Annotated in this window: 16 protein-coding genes; 14 read left to right on the plus strand and 2 right to left on the minus strand. The window is 57.8% G+C overall.

From position 1 onward, the window contains the following. The first annotated feature begins 4 nt into the window (after positions 1–4). The 8 genes from gmd to ACFSO0_RS12835 are packed head-to-tail and all read left to right on the plus strand — an operon-like array spanning position 5 to position 9983. Positions 5–1063 (plus strand): GDP-mannose 4,6-dehydratase, encoded by a 1059-nt coding sequence (gene gmd, locus ACFSO0_RS12800; RefSeq protein WP_376880818.1) that lies wholly within the window; start codon positions 5–7, stop codon positions 1061–1063. Further along, entirely contained in the window at positions 1060–2436 is a 1377-nt protein-coding gene (locus tag ACFSO0_RS12805; protein WP_376880821.1) for a flippase, read from the plus strand. The genes gmd and ACFSO0_RS12805 overlap by 4 nt, the downstream gene beginning before the upstream one ends. Continuing rightward, positions 2437–3390, plus strand: a complete 954-nt coding sequence (locus ACFSO0_RS12810) for a GDP-L-fucose synthase family protein (RefSeq protein ID WP_376880824.1) — start codon at positions 2437–2439, stop codon at positions 3388–3390. It abuts the gene before it with no gap. A gap of 27 nt (positions 3391–3417) precedes the next feature. Further along, the gene (locus ACFSO0_RS12815; RefSeq protein WP_376880826.1) at positions 3418–4674 is read left to right on the plus strand and encodes a hypothetical protein; all 1257 of its coding nucleotides are present in this window, start codon (positions 3418–3420) and stop codon (positions 4672–4674) included. Continuing rightward, complete coding sequence (locus ACFSO0_RS12820) at positions 4671–5414, plus strand: glycosyltransferase family 2 protein (RefSeq protein WP_376880828.1); 744 nt, start codon at positions 4671–4673, stop codon at positions 5412–5414. Before ACFSO0_RS12815 ends, ACFSO0_RS12820 begins: the two co-directional genes overlap by 4 nt. Before the next feature lie 2 nt (positions 5415–5416). Further along, positions 5417–6592, plus strand: a complete 1176-nt coding sequence (locus ACFSO0_RS12825; RefSeq protein ID WP_376880831.1) for a glycosyltransferase family 4 protein — start codon at positions 5417–5419, stop codon at positions 6590–6592. A gap of 30 nt (positions 6593–6622) precedes the next feature. Further along, on the plus strand, positions 6623–8266 hold the full coding sequence (locus ACFSO0_RS12830; RefSeq protein WP_376880833.1) for an asparagine synthase-related protein: 1644 nt from the start codon (positions 6623–6625) through the stop codon (positions 8264–8266). Between the two features lie 37 nt (positions 8267–8303). After that, a complete protein-coding gene (locus tag ACFSO0_RS12835) occupies positions 8304–9983 on the plus strand; it encodes an asparagine synthase-related protein (protein WP_376880836.1) in 1680 nt (559 codons plus the stop codon). A 75-nt stretch (positions 9984–10058) separates the two neighbouring features. Here the strand turns inward: ACFSO0_RS12835 and ACFSO0_RS12840 are convergent, their stop codons facing one another. Beyond that, the gene (locus ACFSO0_RS12840; RefSeq protein ID WP_376880839.1) at positions 10059–10844 is read right to left on the minus strand and encodes a carbohydrate deacetylase; all 786 of its coding nucleotides are present in this window, start codon (positions 10842–10844) and stop codon (positions 10059–10061) included. Between the two features lie 78 nt (positions 10845–10922). Beyond that, positions 10923–11705 carry a glycoside hydrolase family 16 protein gene (locus tag ACFSO0_RS12845; RefSeq protein WP_376880841.1) on the minus strand — a complete coding sequence of 261 codons (783 nt, stop codon included), beginning with the start codon at positions 11703–11705 and terminating at the stop codon, positions 10923–10925. Positions 11706–11964: 259 nt separating this feature from the next. Between ACFSO0_RS12845 and dpaL the strand changes: the two genes are divergently transcribed. The 6 genes from dpaL to hutU all read left to right on the plus strand — a co-directional run bounded on the left by dpaL (position 11965) and on the right by hutU (position 20358). Continuing rightward, on the plus strand, positions 11965–13194 hold the full coding sequence (dpaL, locus tag ACFSO0_RS12850; protein WP_376880844.1) for a diaminopropionate ammonia-lyase: 1230 nt from the start codon (positions 11965–11967) through the stop codon (positions 13192–13194). A 35-nt stretch (positions 13195–13229) separates the two neighbouring features. After that, positions 13230–14387, plus strand: a complete 1158-nt coding sequence (locus ACFSO0_RS12855) for an ArgE/DapE family deacylase (protein ID WP_376880846.1) — start codon at positions 13230–13232, stop codon at positions 14385–14387. A gap of 76 nt (positions 14388–14463) precedes the next feature. Further along, a complete protein-coding gene (locus ACFSO0_RS12860) occupies positions 14464–16245 on the plus strand; it encodes a sigma-54-dependent Fis family transcriptional regulator (RefSeq protein ID WP_483862240.1) in 1782 nt (593 codons plus the stop codon). 123 nt (positions 16246–16368) lie between these two features. After that, complete coding sequence (lepB, locus tag ACFSO0_RS12865) at positions 16369–16935, plus strand: signal peptidase I (protein ID WP_376880850.1); 567 nt, start codon at positions 16369–16371, stop codon at positions 16933–16935. A gap of 86 nt (positions 16936–17021) precedes the next feature. Continuing rightward, the gene (locus ACFSO0_RS12870; protein ID WP_376880853.1) at positions 17022–18521 is read left to right on the plus strand and encodes a helix-turn-helix domain-containing protein; all 1500 of its coding nucleotides are present in this window, start codon (positions 17022–17024) and stop codon (positions 18519–18521) included. Between the two features lie 166 nt (positions 18522–18687). Then, a complete protein-coding gene (gene hutU, locus ACFSO0_RS12875) occupies positions 18688–20358 on the plus strand; it encodes a urocanate hydratase (protein WP_376881069.1) in 1671 nt (556 codons plus the stop codon).

Consider the following 20358-nt stretch of genomic DNA (forward strand, 5'->3'; position numbering starts at 1 on the left):
ATTCATGAAAAAAGTTGCGTTGATTACAGGTGTCACCGGGCAGGACGGAGCGTATCTGGCAGAGTTTTTACTGGAAAAAGGCTACGAGGTGCACGGAGTCAAGCGGAGGGCGTCGTCGTTCAACACGGACCGCATCGACCACCTCTATCGAGACAAGCACGAGGCGGACAGCCGGTTTTTCCTTCATTACGGCGACCTGACCGACTCCACGAACCTCATCCGCATCATCCAGGAGGTCCAGCCGGATGAAATCTACAATCTGGCCGCGCAAAGCCACGTCAAGGTTTCATTCGAGACGCCGGAGTACACCGCCAATGCCGATGGTCTGGGAACGCTGCGGCTGCTGGAGGCGATCCGGATTCTCGGTTTGACGGAAAAAACGCGGTTTTACCAGGCATCGACCAGCGAGCTGTACGGACTGGTGCAGGAAGTGCCGCAACGGGAGACGACTCCGTTTTACCCGCGCAGCCCGTATGCCGCAGCGAAGCTGTACGCCTACTGGATCACGGTGAACTACCGGGAGGCGTACCGGATGTTTGCCTGCAACGGCATTCTGTTTAATCACGAGTCGCCGCTGCGGGGAGAGACGTTCGTCACGCGCAAGATTACGCGGGCGGCTGCCCGGATTCGCCTGGGGCTGCAGGACAAATTGTACCTTGGCAACCTCGACGCCAAGCGGGATTGGGGACATGCGAAAGATTACGTGAGGGCGATGTGGCTGATGCTGCAGCAGGAGACGCCGGACGATTTTGTCATCGCGACCGGCGAGACCCATTCGGTGCGCGAGTTCGTGGAGCTGGCCTTTCGGGAGCACGGGATCGATCTGGAGTGGAGAGGGCATGGCGTCGAGGAGGAGGGGGTAGACAGACGGACGGGACGGGTGCTCGTCCAGGTCGATCCAGAGTACTTCCGCCCGACGGAAGTCGATCTGCTCTTGGGCGATCCGGAAAAAGCCAGACGAGTGCTGGGATGGGAGCCGGCCTGCACCTTCCGCGAGCTCGTTGCCTCCATGGCAACGGCAGACCTGGCAGAGGCGAAACAAGAGCTGCTGCTGACCAGATGATCCAGAAGTGGCGCAGTTTCTCGCAACCTGTCGTGAATCTGGTCGCCAGGAGCCAGGCGCTGAAAAAAATCATCATCAGCGCCGGCTGGCTCGCCGTGGAACGAATTTTCCGGATGGTCATCTCGTTCTTCGTCGGCATCGCGATCGCCCGCTACCTTGGCCCCGAGCAGTATGGACAGCTGAACTACGCGCAGTCCTTTGTGGCGCTCTTTTCCTCGATTGCCGCTCTCGGCCTTGACGGAATCGTCGTGCGCAACATCGTCAGGCAGCCGTCCCGCAAAGACGAGATCATGGGCAGCGCGTTTGTGCTGAAGATGTTCGGTTCTCTCTTTACCATCACCCTCACGATCGCCCTCATCATGCTCGTGCGACCGGAAGACCGCCATATGCAGTGGATGGTCGCGCTCGTTTCCCTGGGCTTGCTCCTGCAATCGTTCGATACGATCGACTACTGGTTTCAGTCCCAGGTAAATGCCAAAGTCAAGGTGTACGCGTACGCCCTGTCGTTTTTTCTCGTCTCCATGGGAAAGGTCGTCATGATCGTCCTGCACGCTCCGCTCATCGCCTTTGCCTATGCAGGGCTGGCGGAAGCCGTGATTATCGCGGCCGGCCTTTTGACCGGCTACCGCCTCTACGGCCATTCCATCCGGAACTGGCGCGTCTCCCTGACCTGTGCGCTGGAGATGCTGAAAGACAGCTGGCCGCTGATTTTGTCCAGCCTCGCCATTCTGATCTACATGCGCGTCGATCAGATCATGATCGGGGAAATGGCGGGCGACCACGAGCTGGGCGTCTACTCGGTGGCAGTCCGTCTGGGAGAGATGTGGTATTTCGTTCCCATTGCCATCGTGTCCTCGACGTATCCGAGCATCGTCCGGGCGAAAGAAACCAGCGAAGAGCTGTTTTATGAGCGGCTGCAGCAGTTGTACGACGTCATGGCGTTTATCGGCTACCTCGTGGCGATCGTCACGACCTGCTTCGCCTCCGTGCTCGTTTCCTTGTTTGGCAGGGAGTACGCGGCCGCAGTCCCGCTCCTGCTTTGCTATATCTGGATCGGACTGTTCGTCAATCTGGGGGTAGCGAGGACTTCCTTTCTCAACACGATGAACTACACCCGGCTGCAGTTCGTCACCTCGCTGATGGGCTGCCTCGCGAACGTCGCGCTGAATGTGCTGCTCATCCCGCGATACGGCGCCATGGGGGCTACTGTCGCCTCGCTATTCTCGTATTGGCTGCAGACGCATGGCTCCTGCTGCTTCTTCCCGGCGCTGCACCGGACCGGGGCCATGCAGACAAAGGCGATTCTCGTGCCGTTTCGCTTGAAACAAATCTTGTCCCAGCTTCATATTCGCTCGAAAGGGGAGTATCTGTAGGTGGATGTGCGCGCACGAATATACGTTGCAGGTCATCGCGGGCTGGTCGGCTCCGCCATCAAACGGGCATTGGACACACAAGGCTTTGAGCAGGTCATCGTCCGGACGAGAGACGAGCTGGATCTGCTGGAGCAGTCGGCCGTCCGCCGCTTTTTCGCAGAAGAACGTCCCGAATACGTGTTTTTGGCGGCGGCCAAAGTGGGGGGCATCCGGGCGAATGCGGCTTCCCCCGCAGATTTCATCTACCAAAACCTGGTGATTCAGTCCAATGTCATACAGGCGGCGCACGAGTACGGGGTAAAAAAGCTGCTGTTTCTCGGCAGCTCGTGCATCTATCCGAAGTATGCTCCGCAGCCGATCCGGGAGGAATATTTGCTGGGCGGAGAGCTGGAGCCGACGAATGAGCCGTACGCCGTCGCCAAGATCGCGGGGATCAAGCTGTGCGAAGCCTACCATCGTCAGTGGGGAGACAACTTTTTGGCTGTGATGCCGACGAATCTGTACGGGCCGCACGACAATTTTGACCTGGAAAGCTCGCACGTCCTGCCTGCGCTGCTGCGCAAGTTTCACGAGGCGCGTGTCCGCTCTTTGCCCGAGGTCGAAGTATGGGGGACGGGAAATCCGCGCAGGGAGTTTTTGTATGTCGATGACCTGGCGGATGCGTGCGTCTACCTGATGAAAAACTTCGATTATGCGGATATTGGGCCCTTCGTCAATATCGGCACAGGGAAGGACCTTCCAATCAGCGAGCTTGCCCGGTTGATCCAGAGAATCGTCGGGTATGACGGCAAGGTTGTTTTCAATCCGGAAAAACCGGACGGGACTCCCCGCAAATGGCTGGATGTGACGAAGCTGGAGCGGCTGGGGTGGCGGGCGAGCACGCCGCTGGAAGATGGCATCCGCAAGACGTACGAATGGTATCTTGCGCAACAGCCTTCGATCGCCAGACCGTAGAACATGTGAAGGGGGGAGGAAGTTCGCGTGCAAGATACGTTCATCATCCTGTCCAGGAGTCAGAACAAGCGGCTGGACAGCCAGGGAGCCACGACGTACACGCTCGCCGCCTATCTGTTGCTGTTCTCCGTTTTCCTCTACGGAACGAGCGTCCCCAATCTGTCTCTCGTCTGCCTGATCCTTTGCTCTCCCTTGATCTTCTTCCTGAAAAACAAGACCGTGACCGTCTCTTTCCTGTTCGACGCCTCGCTCGTCTTCCTGTTCGCCTTCCTGTATTACACCATGATTGTCCTGTATGAAATCTCGTCGGATGATGACTGGCTGGAGGGCAAGCTGCCGTTTCTCATCGTCAACATGACGGCTGCCTACGTCATCGGGTACTTTCTCGCGCAAAACTTCAAAAAAACAAGCGCGATCATCGCTGTGACAGTTGGCGGTCTGTTCACGTACGCTCTCTTGTCTACCGCCAGATTTGTCCTGGACCACTACGGGGATGTCGCGGGCAACAACTTTTTGATTGCGGAGCGGGCAGTTCCTTCCTTTTGGAACGGGGGAATCGTCAACGGTCCGATTGTGGGCATCTTTTTTTCCTTGAGCATTTGCCTGATCGCTATGGTGTACAGCCGGATCAACTGGCTGGTCAAAGCCTGCTTCCTCGCACTCGCGCTGACCGGCACCTTCTTCAACCTCATGCTGCAAAACCGCAGTCCGATCTACGCCGGCGTGCTGTCCTTTTCCGTGGCTACGCTCATGTATGTGACCCGGATGAAGCTGACGCACAATAAGCTGGTCATGTTGCTTGCCACGCTGTGCCTGCTGCCGCTCGGCCTGTGTTTCGTCGATTTTTCCGAGACGAAGAGTTTGCTGGACAATCCGTTCATGGAGCGGCTGCTCATCGAGGGGCTGGACACTCCCCGTTACGAGCTGTGGTACAAAGGGCTGATCGGGCTGTTTGAATACCCGATGGGGGGCGCGAAGACGGATTTTTCCCCGTACGATTACGCCCATAATCTGTGGCTGGACGTCGGGTGGTACGTCGGGTGGATTCCCATGCTGCTGCTCTTGCTCGTCCAGCTCAGGCACGTTCCCCACCTGCTTCGCTTCGTGAGGCGCAAGCCGGATCAATCGTACGGCGTCGTCGGGATCTCTGTGTCGTTTCTGGTAGCGATGATGGTCGAGCCTACGCTGATCGCTTCCTACACGTATGTCACGCTGTTTTTCTTCTTTATCGGTTATTTGAAAGGCTACCATCTGCATCCGGATGGAGAGGAGGGGTGGGTGTGACGGTTGCGGCGGTATATATGCCAAAGGTAAGCATCATTACGGTGACCTATCAGGCGGGGGAGCGGCTCGCTGCCACGATTCAGAGCGTCATGGGGCAAACGTACCGGAACCGGGAGTTCATCGTCGTCGACGGCGGCTCTACGGACGAGACGGTTGTCTTGGTTAACCGGTATCGCCGTGTGATCGACCGCTTTTGCTCGGAGCCGGACGAGGGCATTTACGACGCGATGAACAAAGGGCTGGCGATGACTGCGCCAGACAGCGATTACGTCATTTTCATGAACGCCGGCGACGTCTTTTGCAATCATGTCGTGCTCGAGGCGATCTTGCCGGGACGCCAGGGGGATGGGCATCTGTACGGGAACCTGCACAAGGATGGACAGCTCGTCCGGCAGCCCGCACGCCTCACCGATTATTACATGAGCACGCGGATGATCTGTCATCAGACCGTTCTGTTTGCGACCAGACTTCATCGCCAGGTGCCGTACGACTGCCGTTACTCGATTTCTGCCGACTTCAAAGCCATTCTGGAGATGCGCGAGCGAGGGCATACGTTCGAGAAGGTGGAGCAGGCCATCTGCAAATACGAGGGCGGCGGTGTCAGCGAGCGGCAGCGCCAGGAATTGCTCCGGCAGAGAGCGGAAATTTTGCGCGCATATCCCAGGCTGTGGCGGATGTACCGGGGCAAGATGTTTCTCAGACGATGTCTCCCGGCTCGAAACCAGTTGAGGATGAGATAACCATGGGAAAACAGGTGTTGTACATTTCGGGAAAGCTGTTCCCGGTCAATTCGGGCGATGCGATCTACTCGCTCGGGATTCTGGATCGTCTGGTCGGTGGCGATGCCGATTTCGATGTGCTCTCCTACCGCTATGAGCGGACCGATACGGAGGGGGAGGAGTACCGCCGCTTCGCTGCACGCTTTCGCCAGATACGGCTGATTCCCTATACGCCGACGAAATGGGAGACTGGCAAAAAGATTCTTTTGTACGGAGACGGCACCCAGCTTTACCTGGAAGACATGATCAGGGAAGTGGAGCAGCTGCTCTCGCAAAACCGCTACGATGTCATCATTCTGGATCATTTGCGCATGTTTTTCCTGTACGAGACGATTCAGAAGCGGATCGACCGCAGCCGGACGCGAATCGTGCTCATCCAGCACAATATCGAGCACCTGAACGCCAGGGAAGAAATCCGCTACCAGCCGCGGGCGAGGGACAGGTGGAAGCTGCGCCTCATCAGCAACGGGATCAAGTCGCTGGAGAAACGCGCCATCCTGGCGGTCGATGACATCTGGGTGATCTCGCCGGAAGACAAGGCGCTCGTCCAGAAAATGGGGAAGGAGGAAGACAAGGTTCGGGTCGTCCCTCCGTATTTCCGTTATCCGCGCGTCAAAGAAACGGAGCAAATCGAGCAGTCCACTTACAACCTGCTGCTTCTCGGAAGCATGGAATGGTATCCGAATGTCATAGGGGCAGTCTGGTTTATCGAAAATGTATTCCGGGAGCTGGTCAGGCTCGACGACCGCTATCGCCTGTACATCGTGGGGCACAATCCCAGCCCCCGGCTTCGGCAGTACCAGTCCGGGCAGATCGAGGTGACCGGCGCGGTGCCGTCCGTGGACGACTACATTCGCCTCTGCGACTTTCTCATTGTGCCCAATACGCTGGGGGGCGGAGCGAAAATCAAAATCCTCGAAGGCATCATGAAAGGCATCCCGGTACTGGCAACCAGGGAGAGCACAGTCGGCTACTCCGCCGGCATTTTCGACGACGACTTTTGTGTGAACCATCCGCAGACGTTTGTGCGAAACATCATCCAGTTAAACAAGGATGCGGCGAAAAAGATCGCGTTTGTCAAACGGGCGAGGGAAATCATCGCGGACAATCAAAATCTGCGAGACATTCTCGGACCGTAATCGCCCGGATACGGAAGGGGGAGGCAGCCAATGCTGATTACGGCGAAAGGGATAAGAAGCCTGGGAGATGAAATGCAGATATGGGAAAATCAGGAATATTCGTTCCGGTGGAGGGGGTTCCTCTACTTGCTGGGGGTCCCGCCCGGTGCAGCCTCCGTTCGGGAATTTTCCCGCCTGCTGACCGCCCAGGGGCTCGAGCAGGCGATGCTGGCGTTGAAGGGACACTTTTTCATGGTCGTGAAGGAAAAGCAGACGCAAACGTCCATTTGCTTTACGGACAACAGCGGCGGGTTCATGGCATTCCATTCCAGGTCGGCCGTATCCACCTCGTTTTTGGAGCTGGTCGCCTATCACGGCTTTACCCCTTCCAGCCTGAATCGCGAAGCCGTCATGGAGTTTGTCAACTTCGGCAACGTGTTTTCCGAGAAGACGTTGGTTGAAGGCATTTCCCGGATTGATCGGAATCAGATCATCCGGTTTGGACCGAACGGAAAAACAGTCCATTCCAAACATTTGGCTCCGATCGATGCGGGAAACGAAGATTTTGACTTTCTCCACTTTTTCGAGAGGCTGGCACAGTCCATTCGGCAGAAACGAATCAGTGTGGATTTGACTGGAGGGGTGGATTCGCGGCTGATTGCGGTGATCCTCGATTACTTCGGCATCTCCTTCGAGACGACGGTTTCGGGGATGGACGGAATGCCCGATGTCGAAATCGCCAAGGAAGCAGCAGCGCAGTTCGGGAGCCGGCTTCATATTACGCGCCCGCGTGTGGACGATCTGGAAGCGGTCATCCCGGAGCTGTTTCGCATCAGCGACGGCAGCAGCGACGTCTTCAAGCTCTATCGCTCCTTCCAGCACAATCTGAACCGGGTGATGAGGGGAGTCGACCTGGCGTTGAGCGGCATCGGCGGCGAATTTTTCAAGGATGAGCTGTGGCTGCAAGACTTTCCGTTCTACGCGAGCAAAACGCCGCGACTGGGCCGCATGTTCACCATGTTCATGCTCCCCATTCCGTGCAAAGCCTCCTATTTCACGCCGGAATACGCACAGCAGAATGAGAGCCTGCCAGACAGGACGATTCATAGACTCGCCCGCTACCAAATGGACACGAACACCCGGACGTACGACAACCTCTATTACTGCTACGAACTGCCGGTCATCGGCGGGAGCTTCATTTCGGCGGCCAACCGTCTGTTGCCCAGCTACGCGCCGCTGATCGAGCTTGATTTCGTGCAATTCGGCTACCGCTTGAAACGGCGGGAGCGCTTTTTCAACCTGTTTCATCGCCGGATGATTTCCAGGTTGAACCCGCGTCTTGCGCGGATTCGCACATCAGAAGGGGGGGTATCTGTTTCCACGGACAAGTGGGAAGTGGGCAAGGACATCCAAAAATACGTGTGGGACAAAAGCGTGCGGCTGTGGAAGGTGATCGAAAGACGGTTTTTTCAAGGCTCCTACACCCGCCAGCCGGCCGATCATCCCGAACTGCTCACCCGCATTCGCCGCTCTCCGCTCGCCCGGGAGGCCGTCGAACTGTTGAAGGAAGAGAAAATTTTGCATGGAAATGTGCGTCTGCACGATATACACGATGCGCATCTCAGCCATTTTGTTTCCTTTTATTTATTCATGGATTTTCTTCAATCCGCCAAAGAACAGTGCCATGGCACGTAAACCGGAATCTCGCAGGGGAGCAGAGGAGTGAGCGGGCATGTTGATCACAAGTGAGGGCATTACACAGCTTCTGCCAGAGGAGAAAACCTGGGAGAACGAGCGTTATTTCATCGGGTGGAGAGGCTTTGTATTTCTGCTGGGAGTAGCGGCAGGGATCGATTCGGTCGCGGCTTTCGCGGAGGAGATGCAGATGAGCGGACTGCTCGCCGCGATCAGGCTGCTGAAGGGCCACTTCTTCATGGCTGTATACGACAAGCAGACAGAGGCGTACTATTCGTTCATCGACAACAGCGGCGCATTTGAAGCGTTTCACATGGAGTCGATCGTCTCGACTTCCTTCCTCGCCCTGGCCAGAAAGAGCGGTTATGGCAAGGAGCGGATGTCCAGGGAGACAATCATCGAGTTTCTCAATTTCGGAAATGTATACTACAACCGCACACTGCTGGACGGCATTTTCAAGATCGACTGCAACGAAATCATCGTTCTTTCCCGGCAGCAAAAGACGGTGCTGTCCAAAGGGCTGGAGAGCCTGGACGCGCCATGTCCGAACGTGGATGTCATGGAGTTTTTCCGACTGTTCGGCCAATCGGTCAAAGGCCTGAAGGTGAGCGCGGATCTGACGGGCGGCGTAGACTCCCGGCTCGTCTGCGTGCTGCTCGATCACTACGGCGTCGATTTCGAGACGGCGATCTCGGGAATGAACGGCATCCAGGATGTCGAGGTACCCAAGGAGGTCGCCGTAGCGCTCCACCGCCAGCTGTTCATTACCGAGCCGTGCGTCGATCGGCTGGAGCAGAGCGTGCCGGAGTTGTTCGCGTGGTGTGACGGGATGAACGACCTGTTCAAGCATTACCGGACCTTGCCGCATCACAAGAGCCGGGCAGAGCGCGGCATCGATCTGGTCGTCTCCGGCATCGGCGGGGAATTTCTGAAGGAAAACATGTGGGTGCAGGATTTTCCTTTCTACGCCCGCAAAAAGGCGAACATCCGCCGCTTCCTGCGCATGCGCATGCTGCAGATCAAATGCCGGAGCGCGTATTTCGCAGGGGAATACAGAGCGTTGAACGACAGCCTGGAAGATCGCGTCGTGCATAAGCTGCAGCGCTACAGGCTCGGCACCAACACCCAGACGTACGACAGCATCTATTATCACTTCCGGATGAAGACGGTCGCCGGGACGTTTATCTCGGCTGCGAGCCATCTGTTTGGCTGCTACTCTCCCTTTCTGGAGTACGATCTGGTGCGCTACGGCTTTCATCTGAAGCGGCGGGAGCGTTTTTTCAACCGCTACCACCGCAGGTTGATGACCAATCTGCACGCGGCTGCTGCCAAAATCCGCACGGCGGAGGGGGGAATCTCGGCTTCCTATGAAAAGCTGGAGATGCTGAAGGACATTGGCAAATACATCCGCAACCGGACGCGCAGAGTCTTGAAGGTAGCGGGGCGCAAGCTGTTTCAGAAAACCTATTTGCAGGAGAGTCCGGAGCATCCCGAATTGTTTCGCAAGATTCGCTCTTTGCAGGTGACCCGACAGGCGATTGCCATGCTGAAGCGCGAAGGCATCTTGCACGAACAGCTGGACATGAGCGAGATTTTGGACAATCATCTGGGAAACATGGTGACGATTGCATTGTTCATGCGCTTTCTGGAAGGGGAAGAAGTGCGCGGCGAGGAAACGGGCGCAGGAGAGAGCAATCTGGCAGCAGCGACCATTTAGCATAGCGAAAGGGGCGGGATCTGGCAAATCCCGCCCCGAACGTTTGCAGAAAAGGGGGAGAGCAGGGAAGGTACGTCAACCGATGAGAGGGACGTGGCGGTACGTGGTCAGTTGCATGTCGGGAATCAGTTCGCGCAGCTCCTTGAACAAAAGGTGTGGCGAGCCTCCGCACAAATCGCGGACGCTGCCGTTTTCGCCGAGCACGGGATGACACATGATTTCTGCGGAGCCAGACCGGTTTCCGCCCTTCTTTACGATGCCGATCAAGTCCGAAAAATCTCCGAAATAGGTGACACCTCGCAATCCTTTTGACGACAGGATGCCGTTGAAGAGGTGCTTGTATGCTTTTTTTGCCGGTGACATGTTGCTCCCGATGTTCCGCGTCAGGCGCAGAAAGGGAATCCCTTCCTCCTTGAGCACATCCATGATCAAGGTTCCGATCATGATTTCCGTATGGATGTGATTATGGGAGTCAGCATGAGTCAGCGGCAGACCTTGCTTGCGGCAGCGGGCGATTTGGGCTTTCACTTCATTGGCGAGTGCGAGCTTCTCACCTGTGTGCATGGGGAAAAGCAGGCGGGAGAGGCTCAGCTTCTTCGGGAGAAAATAGCCGTCCGAGTCGCAAAAGCGCGGACATTTCCGGATGCCGTCCGTCAGCGGCAGCCCGTCTGTCAGGTTGATATGAATCCCGACGCGATCGAGCAGCCGCTTCTCGTGAGCCAGCTGGCAGGCGGATTCAAAAGAGGAGCCATTGGCGACGATGGTGGTAGAAGACAGGGCACCAGAAGCAAATGTCTGAATGATCGCCTCGTCGGTAGATTGCGACGTGCCGAAGTCATCCGCATTGATGATGATCTTCATAAGGTCATCTCCTATTTCTCTCTGCAAAAATTTCATTCTATCGTTCTTTATTAAGAACAAGATGATTGTATTATAAAATTACCAAAATTTCCAGTCAACATCTTTTTGCTTCTGGTAGACGCGCACGTAGTCGATGTCGTGGAATTGGGGAAAGACCGTCGTCTCATCCGGGGCGCCCGGCCAGTTGCCGCCGACAGCCGTGTTCAGGTACAAATAAGCCGGAGTGTCCTGAACGTGCGAGGTGGAGGAAAACCGCTCGATTCCGTCGATGTACCAGGTGATTTTTCCCGGCTCCCATTCCACGGAAAACGTGTGGAACGATTGCGAGTAATCCGGGCCGATGTACGTACCCGTGTACTGTTGGGGAATCCAGCCCAGCCAGTGATGGGTCAAATAAATTTTGTTCGGCTCCTGCCCGAGCATTTCCATGATGTCGATCTCATAGGGGGAGGCGTGGTCGCTCGGCGGCATCCAATGGGCGGGCCAGATTCCTTGTCCCTTTGGAAGGCGGGCGTGGATCTCTACCTTGCCGTACAGGAAATCGAACTTGTGCCGCGTCTCCAGCGCTCCTGACGTGTACGCCTTTCCACGGAAGGCGCGGCGGTCGGTACGGATGCGCAAATAGCCATCCTCGATAGACAGCGCCTTGGGTGTATAGTATTCCAGCTCGTTGTTGCGGGGGGCAGGGGTGTCGAGCACATTCCATTTGGTGGGGTCCAGCTGCGGACTGTCGAATTCGTCGCTCCAGACCAGTGTCCATTGATTTTCGTAACGATTCAGACGATCCGCCACAACCAGATACAGCAGGACAAGTACGCAAACGAACAAAATCCACAGGACGAGCCTTTGCCGGGCAAACATGGATGACCCCCTTGTTCAGAAATGCATGTTCACAGCATTCATTATAACGAACGTTGGACGCGAATGAAACGAGAGATTTTCCTGTGAAAGAAGGTTATCTCCCTCATTCTCATTGTGAGACGAAAATCTCAATTTGAAACGGAAATTGTCTCAAAATGATACTGATTTTTGCCTTGCAGACGATTTTTGCCGATGGGGGGAGCTGGCATGATCCTTGCTTTTTCCATAGACAAGCGTTATCCACGAGGAGGGCTAAACCATGTCACAAAAACCATCATCGATTCAGGCTGTCATGCGCGGGAGAGTGCCCACAGCTGGCGCGGCACAGCTGCCGGCGTACTTGTCCCCGGAAGCATGCGCAAAGGCTCACGCGTTCCACCGATCTTTCGCCCAGTATCGACCGACGCCGCTGGTCAGTCTGCCAGCGCTTGCGCAGGAGCTGGGGGTCGCCCATCTGCTGGTCAAGGATGAGTCCTGGCGTTTTGGGCTGAACGCTTTCAAAGGCTTAGGCGTCACCTATGCGATGGCCTGCTGTCTGTGTGAAAAAGCGGGGCGTCCCGTCGAGGAGGCGAGCTTTGAAATGCTCCGCTCCGAGGAAGTGCGCCGCCAGATCGGCTCCGTCACGTTCGTTACCGCAACGGATGGCAATCACGGGAGAGCGGTCGCCTGGGCGGCAAGGCAGCTCGGGCAAAAGTCAGTCGTCTACATGCCCAAGGGAGCATCGGATCAGCGGGTGGCGGCTATCCGCGAAGCGGGAGCGGAAGTTCACGTCATCAACGGCAACTACGATGAAGCTGTCCGCCTCGCGGAAAAAGTGGCCCGGGAGCGGGGGTGGCAGGTGATGCAGGATACGGCCTGGGAGGGCTATACGACCATTCCTGCCTGGATCATGCAAGGCTATACGACGATGGCGGCGGAAGCGCTCGGGCAGCTGGCGGAACAGTTCCCGGGAAAAAGACCGACCCATGTATTTCTGCAGGCGGGAGTGGGGTCCATGGCGGCAGCGGTATTGGCCTGGCTAGTTCAGCAGCTTGGCCCGGATTATCCCGTGACGATCATCGCAGAGCCTCACGCCGCAGCCTGCATGTATTTGTCCGCGCAAAGTGAAGGGCTCAAGGCGCAGACGGCACCTGGCGATCTGCAGACGATCATGGCCGGGCTTGCTTGCGGAGAGCCGAATCCTTTGGCCTGGGGCATTCTGCGTGATTTCGCAGATGCGTTCGTAAGCTGCCCGGATCATGTGGCAGCGACAGGCATGCGGATGCTGGCCGCACCGCCGGGGTCAGACCCGCGGATCGTCAGCGGAGAGAGCGGTGCGATCGGCGTGGGGCTGCTCGCGGCGATCATGCAAAAGGACGAGGGCAGGCTGCTGAAAAAACAGCTGGGGCTTTGCAAAGACTCCGTCGTGCTCTGCTTCAGCACGGAAGGAGATACAGACCGGGAGCAGTACCGGCGCATCGTCTGGGAGGGCGCGTGGCCGAGCTTATAAAATTTTCGTTGCGATGAGAGAAGGAGGACGGTCAAATGCAGGTGAAAATCGGGCAGGAACAGCTGGTGTCGCTGGTACAGGATCTCATCCGCATCGATTCGGTGAATCCGTATCTCGATGCGGACGGTGCGGGGGAGCGGGAGATAGCCGAATATATCCGGACGCGGCTTGCCGCAAGCGGGCTGGAAGTGCAGGTTCGGGCGATCAATGAGACGGCGGTCAACGTCATCGGGATTTTGCGGGGCAGCGGCGGCGGGAGGTCGTTGATGCTGAACGGACACATGGACACGGTGAGCGCCAAGCGCATGGCGATTGACCCGTTCGAGCCAAAGCTTGTGGACGGGAAGCTGTACGGGCGCGGCAGCCAGGATATGAAGGGCAGCCTTGGGGCGATGATCGCGGCAGTGGAAGCAGTCAAGCAGGCTCAAGTCCAGTTGTCCGGAGATGTCATTCTCGCGTTCGTCGCGGACGAGGAATACAAAAGCATCGGCACGGAAGCATTGGTCAAAGAATATCGCGCAGATGCCGCAATTGTCTGCGAGCCGTCCGATCTGGACATCGGTGTCGTACACAAAGGCTTCGCGTGGATTCGCTGCGAGGTCCGGGGAAAAGCGGCCCATGGCAGCAGGCCGCAAGAAGGGGTGGATGCGATCGTCCACGCAGGTCGGGTGCTGCAGGAGATCGAGCGGCTCTCCCGGAGGCTGGAGGCGCGGCAGCATCCGATCCTTGGCTCGCCGTCCGTACACGCCTCCGTGATCCAGGGCGGGGTCGAGCTGTCCACCTATCCGGACTACTGTCGCCTCGATTGGGAGCGCAGGACGATTCCCGGCGAGTCGTTGCAGGATGTGGCGCAGGAGGTGGAGGAGATGCTGCAAAAGCTTCACGCAGGGGATGAGCGGTTTTCGGCCCAGGCTGAGGTCTCTTTCTACAGGGAGCCATACGAAGTGTCGACGGACGAGCCGATATTTGCCACGCTGGAGCAGGCGTGCCGCCGCCGTCTGGGGCGCGCGCCGGGCATCACCGGGTTTTCCGGCTGGACGGATGCTGCCCTGATCCAGGGAGCGGGCATTCCGACCGTCCTGTTCGGCCCGGCCGGAGCAGGGCTGCACGGTGCAGTGGAATACGTCGAAGTCGACAGTCTAGTGGACATGGCGCATATTTTGGCCGAGACGATTTGTGAATTTTGCCGCTGATGGCGATTCGGACGCTGGGTTCCGTGCGCGATCCAGGTATAATGGGGGCATAGGCATGAGCGAGAGGGGAATCCGGATGCCCTTGCATGAAATTCAGGAAATTGTGCAGCAGATCGCCTGGGCAGTCGCCTCGGTGCTGCGCGTGGAAGTGGAAATTGCGGACCTGCGCTTCGTGAGGATTGCCGGGACCGGACGTACGGAGGCAGGCGTCTTGCGGACGATGGCGGGGGAGGACTACGTGTACCGCGCCTCCTTGCTCGACGGGAAGCCAGTGGTCATCACGAGGCCGGGAGAAGACGAACGGTGCAGGCCGTGCAGGCATTTCGGCAACTGCCCCGAGACGGGAGAAATATGCTGCCCGATCATGCTGGACGGCAAGCCGGTCGGCGTCATCGGTCTGCTGGCTTTCGACGAAGAGCAGAGGGCGCGGCTGTTCGCGGATGTAGATTCGATTCTGGGCTTTTTGCAGAAGATGGCAGAGCTGATCTCCGGCAAGCTGAAGGAGCATCTCTCGTACGTCGAGCAGCAGCTGATGCTGGAGAAGCTGCGCATCGTGATGGACGAGCTGGACAAAGCGATGCTGACGGTCGATCAGTCGGACCGGATCGTGCAGGCGAATCAGCGCGCGCGCCGCTATTTGGGCCTGAACGGGGCGGCAGACAGAGACCCTGTCCGGGAGGCGGAGTGGGTCCGGGCCATTCGGCAGGCTGCCGACCTCGGCTCCGTCCCGCAAAAGGTCGTGCTGACCGTGGCCGGTGAGGCAAGAGAGTTTTTGTTTACGATTCGGCCAATCCAGCTGGCAGGCACGACCCGCGAGTGGGTCATCACCCTCGATGACGTCAAGGAAGTCGTGGCGATCGCGCGGCAGGTGGGCGGCTTCGGGCAGGAAGATGCCTTCTCCGCAATCGTGGGCGCCAGCCCTGCCATCGTGCAGGCAAAGGAAGTCGCCATGCGCGTGGCGGCGAGCGACTCGACCGTGCTGCTGGAAGGCGAGAGCGGCACGGGCAAGGAGCTGTTCGCCAAAGCGATCCATCAGGCGAGCCGACGCAGCGCGGGACCTTTTGTCTCCGTCAACTGTGCGGCCATTCCGGAGCAGCTGTTGGAAAGCGAGCTGTTCGGGTATGAGGGCGGAGCGTTCACCGGAGCGCGAAAAGGCGGCAAACGCGGATTGTTTGAGGCGGCGGACAAAGGGACGCTGTTTCTCGACGAGATCGGGGACATGCCTCTCCACCTGCAAGTGAAGCTGCTGCGCGTCCTGCAGGAAAAGCAGGTCGTGCGGATCGGCGCAGCCGGGCCGCCCATCGACGTAGATGTGCGGATTATCGCCGCGACGCATCGCGAGCTTGCAAAGATGGTCGCAGAGGGACAGTTTCGGGCCGATCTGTACTATCGCCTGCATGTGATTCCCATTCATCTTCCTTCGCTGCGGGAGCGCCGGGAGGACATCTTGACGCTGGCAAACGGTTTTCTGCACACCTATGCGGCGAAGCTCGGCAAAGAGCTGCGCGGCTTTACCCGCGAGGCGCAGGAACTGCTGTTTCACCACGACTGGCCCGGCAACGTGCGCGAGCTGGCCAATGCCATCGAGTACGCCGTCAATCTGGAGACGACGGCGTGGGTCCAGCCCGAGCGCATTCCTTTTGCGCGACAAAAAGATCACGGGAAGCAATTGATGGGAGCGGGCCGGGAGAAATCCGGGGCACAGTCTCTTTGCCTCAAGCAGCGGGAGCGATGTGCCATCGAGGAAGCGTTGCAGCTCGTCGCGCAGAACCGTCAGAGCAAGGAAGAAGCGGCACGGCTCCTGGGCATCAGCAGAGCGACACTGTTTCGCAAGATCAAGGAACACGGCCTTGGCTAACGGAAAACAGCAGAGGCTTCCAACGGCTGGTTTTGCCACAACCAGCTTTTTTGGATTGCCGTCTGATTTATGTTATCATGTCTCTAGCAATGCGATTTTTCAAACAGGAGGGAGGATAGACACTTGAAAGTAAGAGAGATCGTAGGCTGGATTCGCTCCATCGCTTTTGCTGTCGTCTTCGCCCTGGTCCTTGGAATCTTCGTGTTCCAGCCGTACAAGGTAGACGGTCATTCCATGGACCCGACCTTGCAAGACCAACAGCGCATATACGTGAGCAAACTATCCCATACCTTCAACTATATGCCCGATTACGGCGACATCGTCGTGATCGACAGCCGCGTGGACAGAAGCCGCACTTTTCTGGATGACGTGCTTGGCCATCCGCTGATTGGACTTTTTACCGGGGCGCAGGATGACCACTCGATGTACGTCAAGCGCGTCATTGGCAAGCCGGGAGATGTATTGGAGTTTAAAAACAACAAGGTATACCGCAATGGTATTGCCTTAAACGAGCCGTACATCAAGGAAACGATGGATTACGAATCGAATGGCAAAATGACTGTCCCGGCCGACCACATTTTTGTGATGGGGGACAACCGCAACCACAGCACGGACTCGAGGGAGATCGGGTTCATCCCGCTCGACCACGTGATGGGGACGATGATTAAAAATCCGTTTGCAGGAAAATAAACAAGGGGGAAGGTTGTCCACTTGCGGGCAGCTTTCGTCCGTGCCCGATGCGTCGAAATTTTCTGTCAACGAAAGGAGGGAAGCCTATGCCGAGCATTTTGATCGCAGACCGGGATGCCAACGAGCGCATCGGGATTGGCTGGCTCATTACGAGCTGTGCGATCCCGTACGACCATGTGTACACGGCAGCAACGGCGGAAGAAGTGATCCAAAGTCTGGAGTCGCATACGCCGGACGTACTCTGCCTGGAACTGGACATGATCGGAAAAGCGCAATGGGAGTCGCTGAAGCTTTTGATCGAGCAGTATCGCCCGCTCGTGCTCGTGATGACCGCGGAAGCGACCTTCGAGCGGGCGATGCAAGGAATTGAGCTGAACGCGCGCGACCTGTGGCTCAAGCCGCAGACCCCGGAGATGATCCGCAGGGTGCTGACGCGGTTTTGCCGGGACCGTATGGACAGCGGCGCGAGAGAACGGCAGCAAGGCGGCGGGGGAAGGAGCGCAGCGGAGTTGTCGCATCGGGATCTGTTTTTTCCGTCAAAAAAGCCGGGCAAGTCGCATCCGCTCATGCTGGCCCAACTGGAGGACCCGCAAAGGCATCCGGAGTTGCTGCATTTTTTGAGCGCCTACCCGTTTCGGGAGCAGCCGATTTTGCTTCCCGCAAGTGATGCCATCGTCGGGATTTTCTTTGCTGATGATCCGGACCCGCTGCCTGCTCTCCAGCAGATGGGCCAAAGACTTTTGCGGGACTGGGAGGCCGCATATGACGACCCGCTGTCGCTGGTCATGTACCACAGCGGCGACGGCGAGCAGCCGTTGAACGAGACGTACAGCGACGCGAGCCAGGCGCTCCACATCCGCTTTTTCAAAGGCTATCGGCAAGTGTCCGCTGTCCGCAGCCGCATCGCCTGGACGATGATCGACCCGTTCCTGACGCCGGCGGAGCAGCGCGCCTGGGTCGACATGCTGCATGCCGCAGGCAAGGAAGAGCTGAAGCAGTGGATGTACCGCCAGTTCTTTTTCAAGGAAGAGCCGTATCCGGAGCCGGGGCTGCTGCGCATCCGGCTGACCAGCATCCTGGCGCAGGTGAGGCGCTACATGAAGGCGCACGGCCTGGACCACGGGCACATGGAGGAAGGCTATCACCGCGTCTTTGAGACGATTCTGTACTCGCCGATCCTGTACCGGATCGTGCAGGAGCTGCTGCTGTTCACATACGCCTTGATTGACTCGGTGCACGCGCACAAGGAAGAGGCGAGGGCAGATGTCATCGAGCTGGCCATCCGCTACATGGAAAGCCGTTATGCCGATGCAGACCTGCGGCTCGAAGATGTGGCGCGACACGTGGATCGCAGCCCGGCCTACTTCAGCACGCTGCTCAGTCAAAAGCACGGCGTGTCGTTTCGCCAGCTGCTGGCAAGCATGCGGATGAAGGAAGCGCAGCGACTGCTCCTGGAGACGTCCCTGTCTGTACAGGAAGTGGCAGCGCGCTCAGGCTTTGTGAACGCGAATTATTTCAGCAAAATTTTTAAGGAAAAGCTGGGGACAACCCCTCGTTTGTTTAGAATTCAAAAGAAAAAACAGTAATCGAAAGAAAAGTGAGATTTTTCTGGGAGATGCTTGTCCGCCTGACTTCCTGGATCGAAAAAACTGGCACCATTTCAAATGGGAGGTGCCTTTTTTGCGTTTTTTTCCTTCTTTATACTGGAGGCAAGCAAACCATTCTGAAGAAAAGCAGGTGGACAAGATGAGCATGACCCAAACGAAAACGATTCAGCAGCTGATTCAGGACTATTCCGGCACGAAACTGCATACGAAAGGCTGGGTGCAGGAAGCCGCGCTGCGCATGCTGCTCAACAATCTCAACCCCGATGTTGCCGAGCGGACAGAAGACCTGGTCGTCTACGGCGGGATCGGCAAAGCGGCGCGCAACTGGGATTGCTTCGATGCCATTGTCAAAACATTGAAAAATCTGGAGAGTGACGAGACGCTGCTCGTGCAGTCCGGCAAACCGGTTGCAGTCTTTCGGACACACGCCGATGCGCCGCGCGTCCTGATCGCCAACTCCAACCTCGTGCCTGCCTGGGCGACGTGGGACCATTTCCACGAGCTGGACAAAAAAGGGCTGATGATGTACGGGCAAATGACGGCAGGCAGCTGGATTTACATCGGCAGCCAAGGCATTGTGCAAGGGACGTACGAAACCTTCGCGGAATGTGCCCGCCAGCATTTTGCAGGGACGCTGGCCGGCACGATTACCGTCACTGCGGGACTCGGCGGAATGGGCGGCGCCCAGCCTTTGGCTGTCTCGCTGAACGGCGGCGTCAGCATTAATATCGAGGTCGACCCGAGCCGCATCCAGCGCCGTCTGGACACGAAATATCTGGATGTGATGACGGACAGTCTGGACGAGGCGATCCGGCTCGCCTTGGCGGCCAAGCAGGAGAAAAAGGGCATTTCCATCGGCCTTTTGGGCAATGCGCCGGAAGTGTTGAACGCGATGCTGGCCAAAGGCTTTATCCCGGATGTTTTGACTGATCAGACGTCCGCTCACGATCCGCTGAACGGCTACATCCCGATCGGCATGAGCCTGGAAGAAGCGGCAGAGCTGCGGTCGCGCGATCCGAAAGCGTACGAGGCGCGCTCGAAAGCGAGCATCGCCGAGCACGTCCGCGCCATGCTCGCGATGCAGGAGCGGGGAGCCGTCACGTTCGACTACGGCAACAACATCCGCCAGGTGGCGAAAGACGAAGGCGTGGCAGACGCGTTCCGCTTCCCGGGCTTCGTGCCGGCCTACATCCGTCCGCAGTTTTGCGAGGGCAAAGGGCCATTCCGCTGGGCGGCCTTGTCCGGCGACCCAGAGGACATCTACAAGACAGACGAAGTCATCCTGCGCGAGTTTTCCTACAATACCCATCTGTGCAACTGGATTCGCATGGCGCAGGAGCGCATTCAGTTCCAGGGACTGCCATCCCGCATCTGCTGGCTCGGCTATGGCGAACGCGCGCGCTTCGGGCAGATCATCAACGACATGGTGGCGCGGGGCGAGCTGAGCGCTCCCATTGTCATCGGCCGCGACCATCTGGACTCCGGCTCCGTAGCCTCGCCTAACCGCGAGACGGAAGCGATGAAGGACGGCAGCGATGCGGTAGCAGACTGGCCGATCCTAAACGCCCTCGTCAACGCGGTAGGCGGCGCGAGCTGGGTATCCGTCCATCACGGCGGCGGCGTCGGCATGGGCTACTCGCTGCACGCAGGAATGGTTATCGTTGCAGACGGCACACCGGAAGCAGCGAAGCGGCTGGAGCGCGTCCTGACGACCGACCCGGGCATGGGCATCGTCCGTCACGCAGATGCGGGCTACGACCTGGCCATCCGGACAGCGAAAGAAAAAGGCGTACACATCCCGATGCTGGAGGCGTGA

It is taken from the genome of Brevibacillus sp. GCM10020057, from assembly GCF_042683565.1.
In the GTDB taxonomy this organism is placed as follows: domain Bacteria; phylum Bacillota; class Bacilli; order Brevibacillales; family Brevibacillaceae; genus Brevibacillus.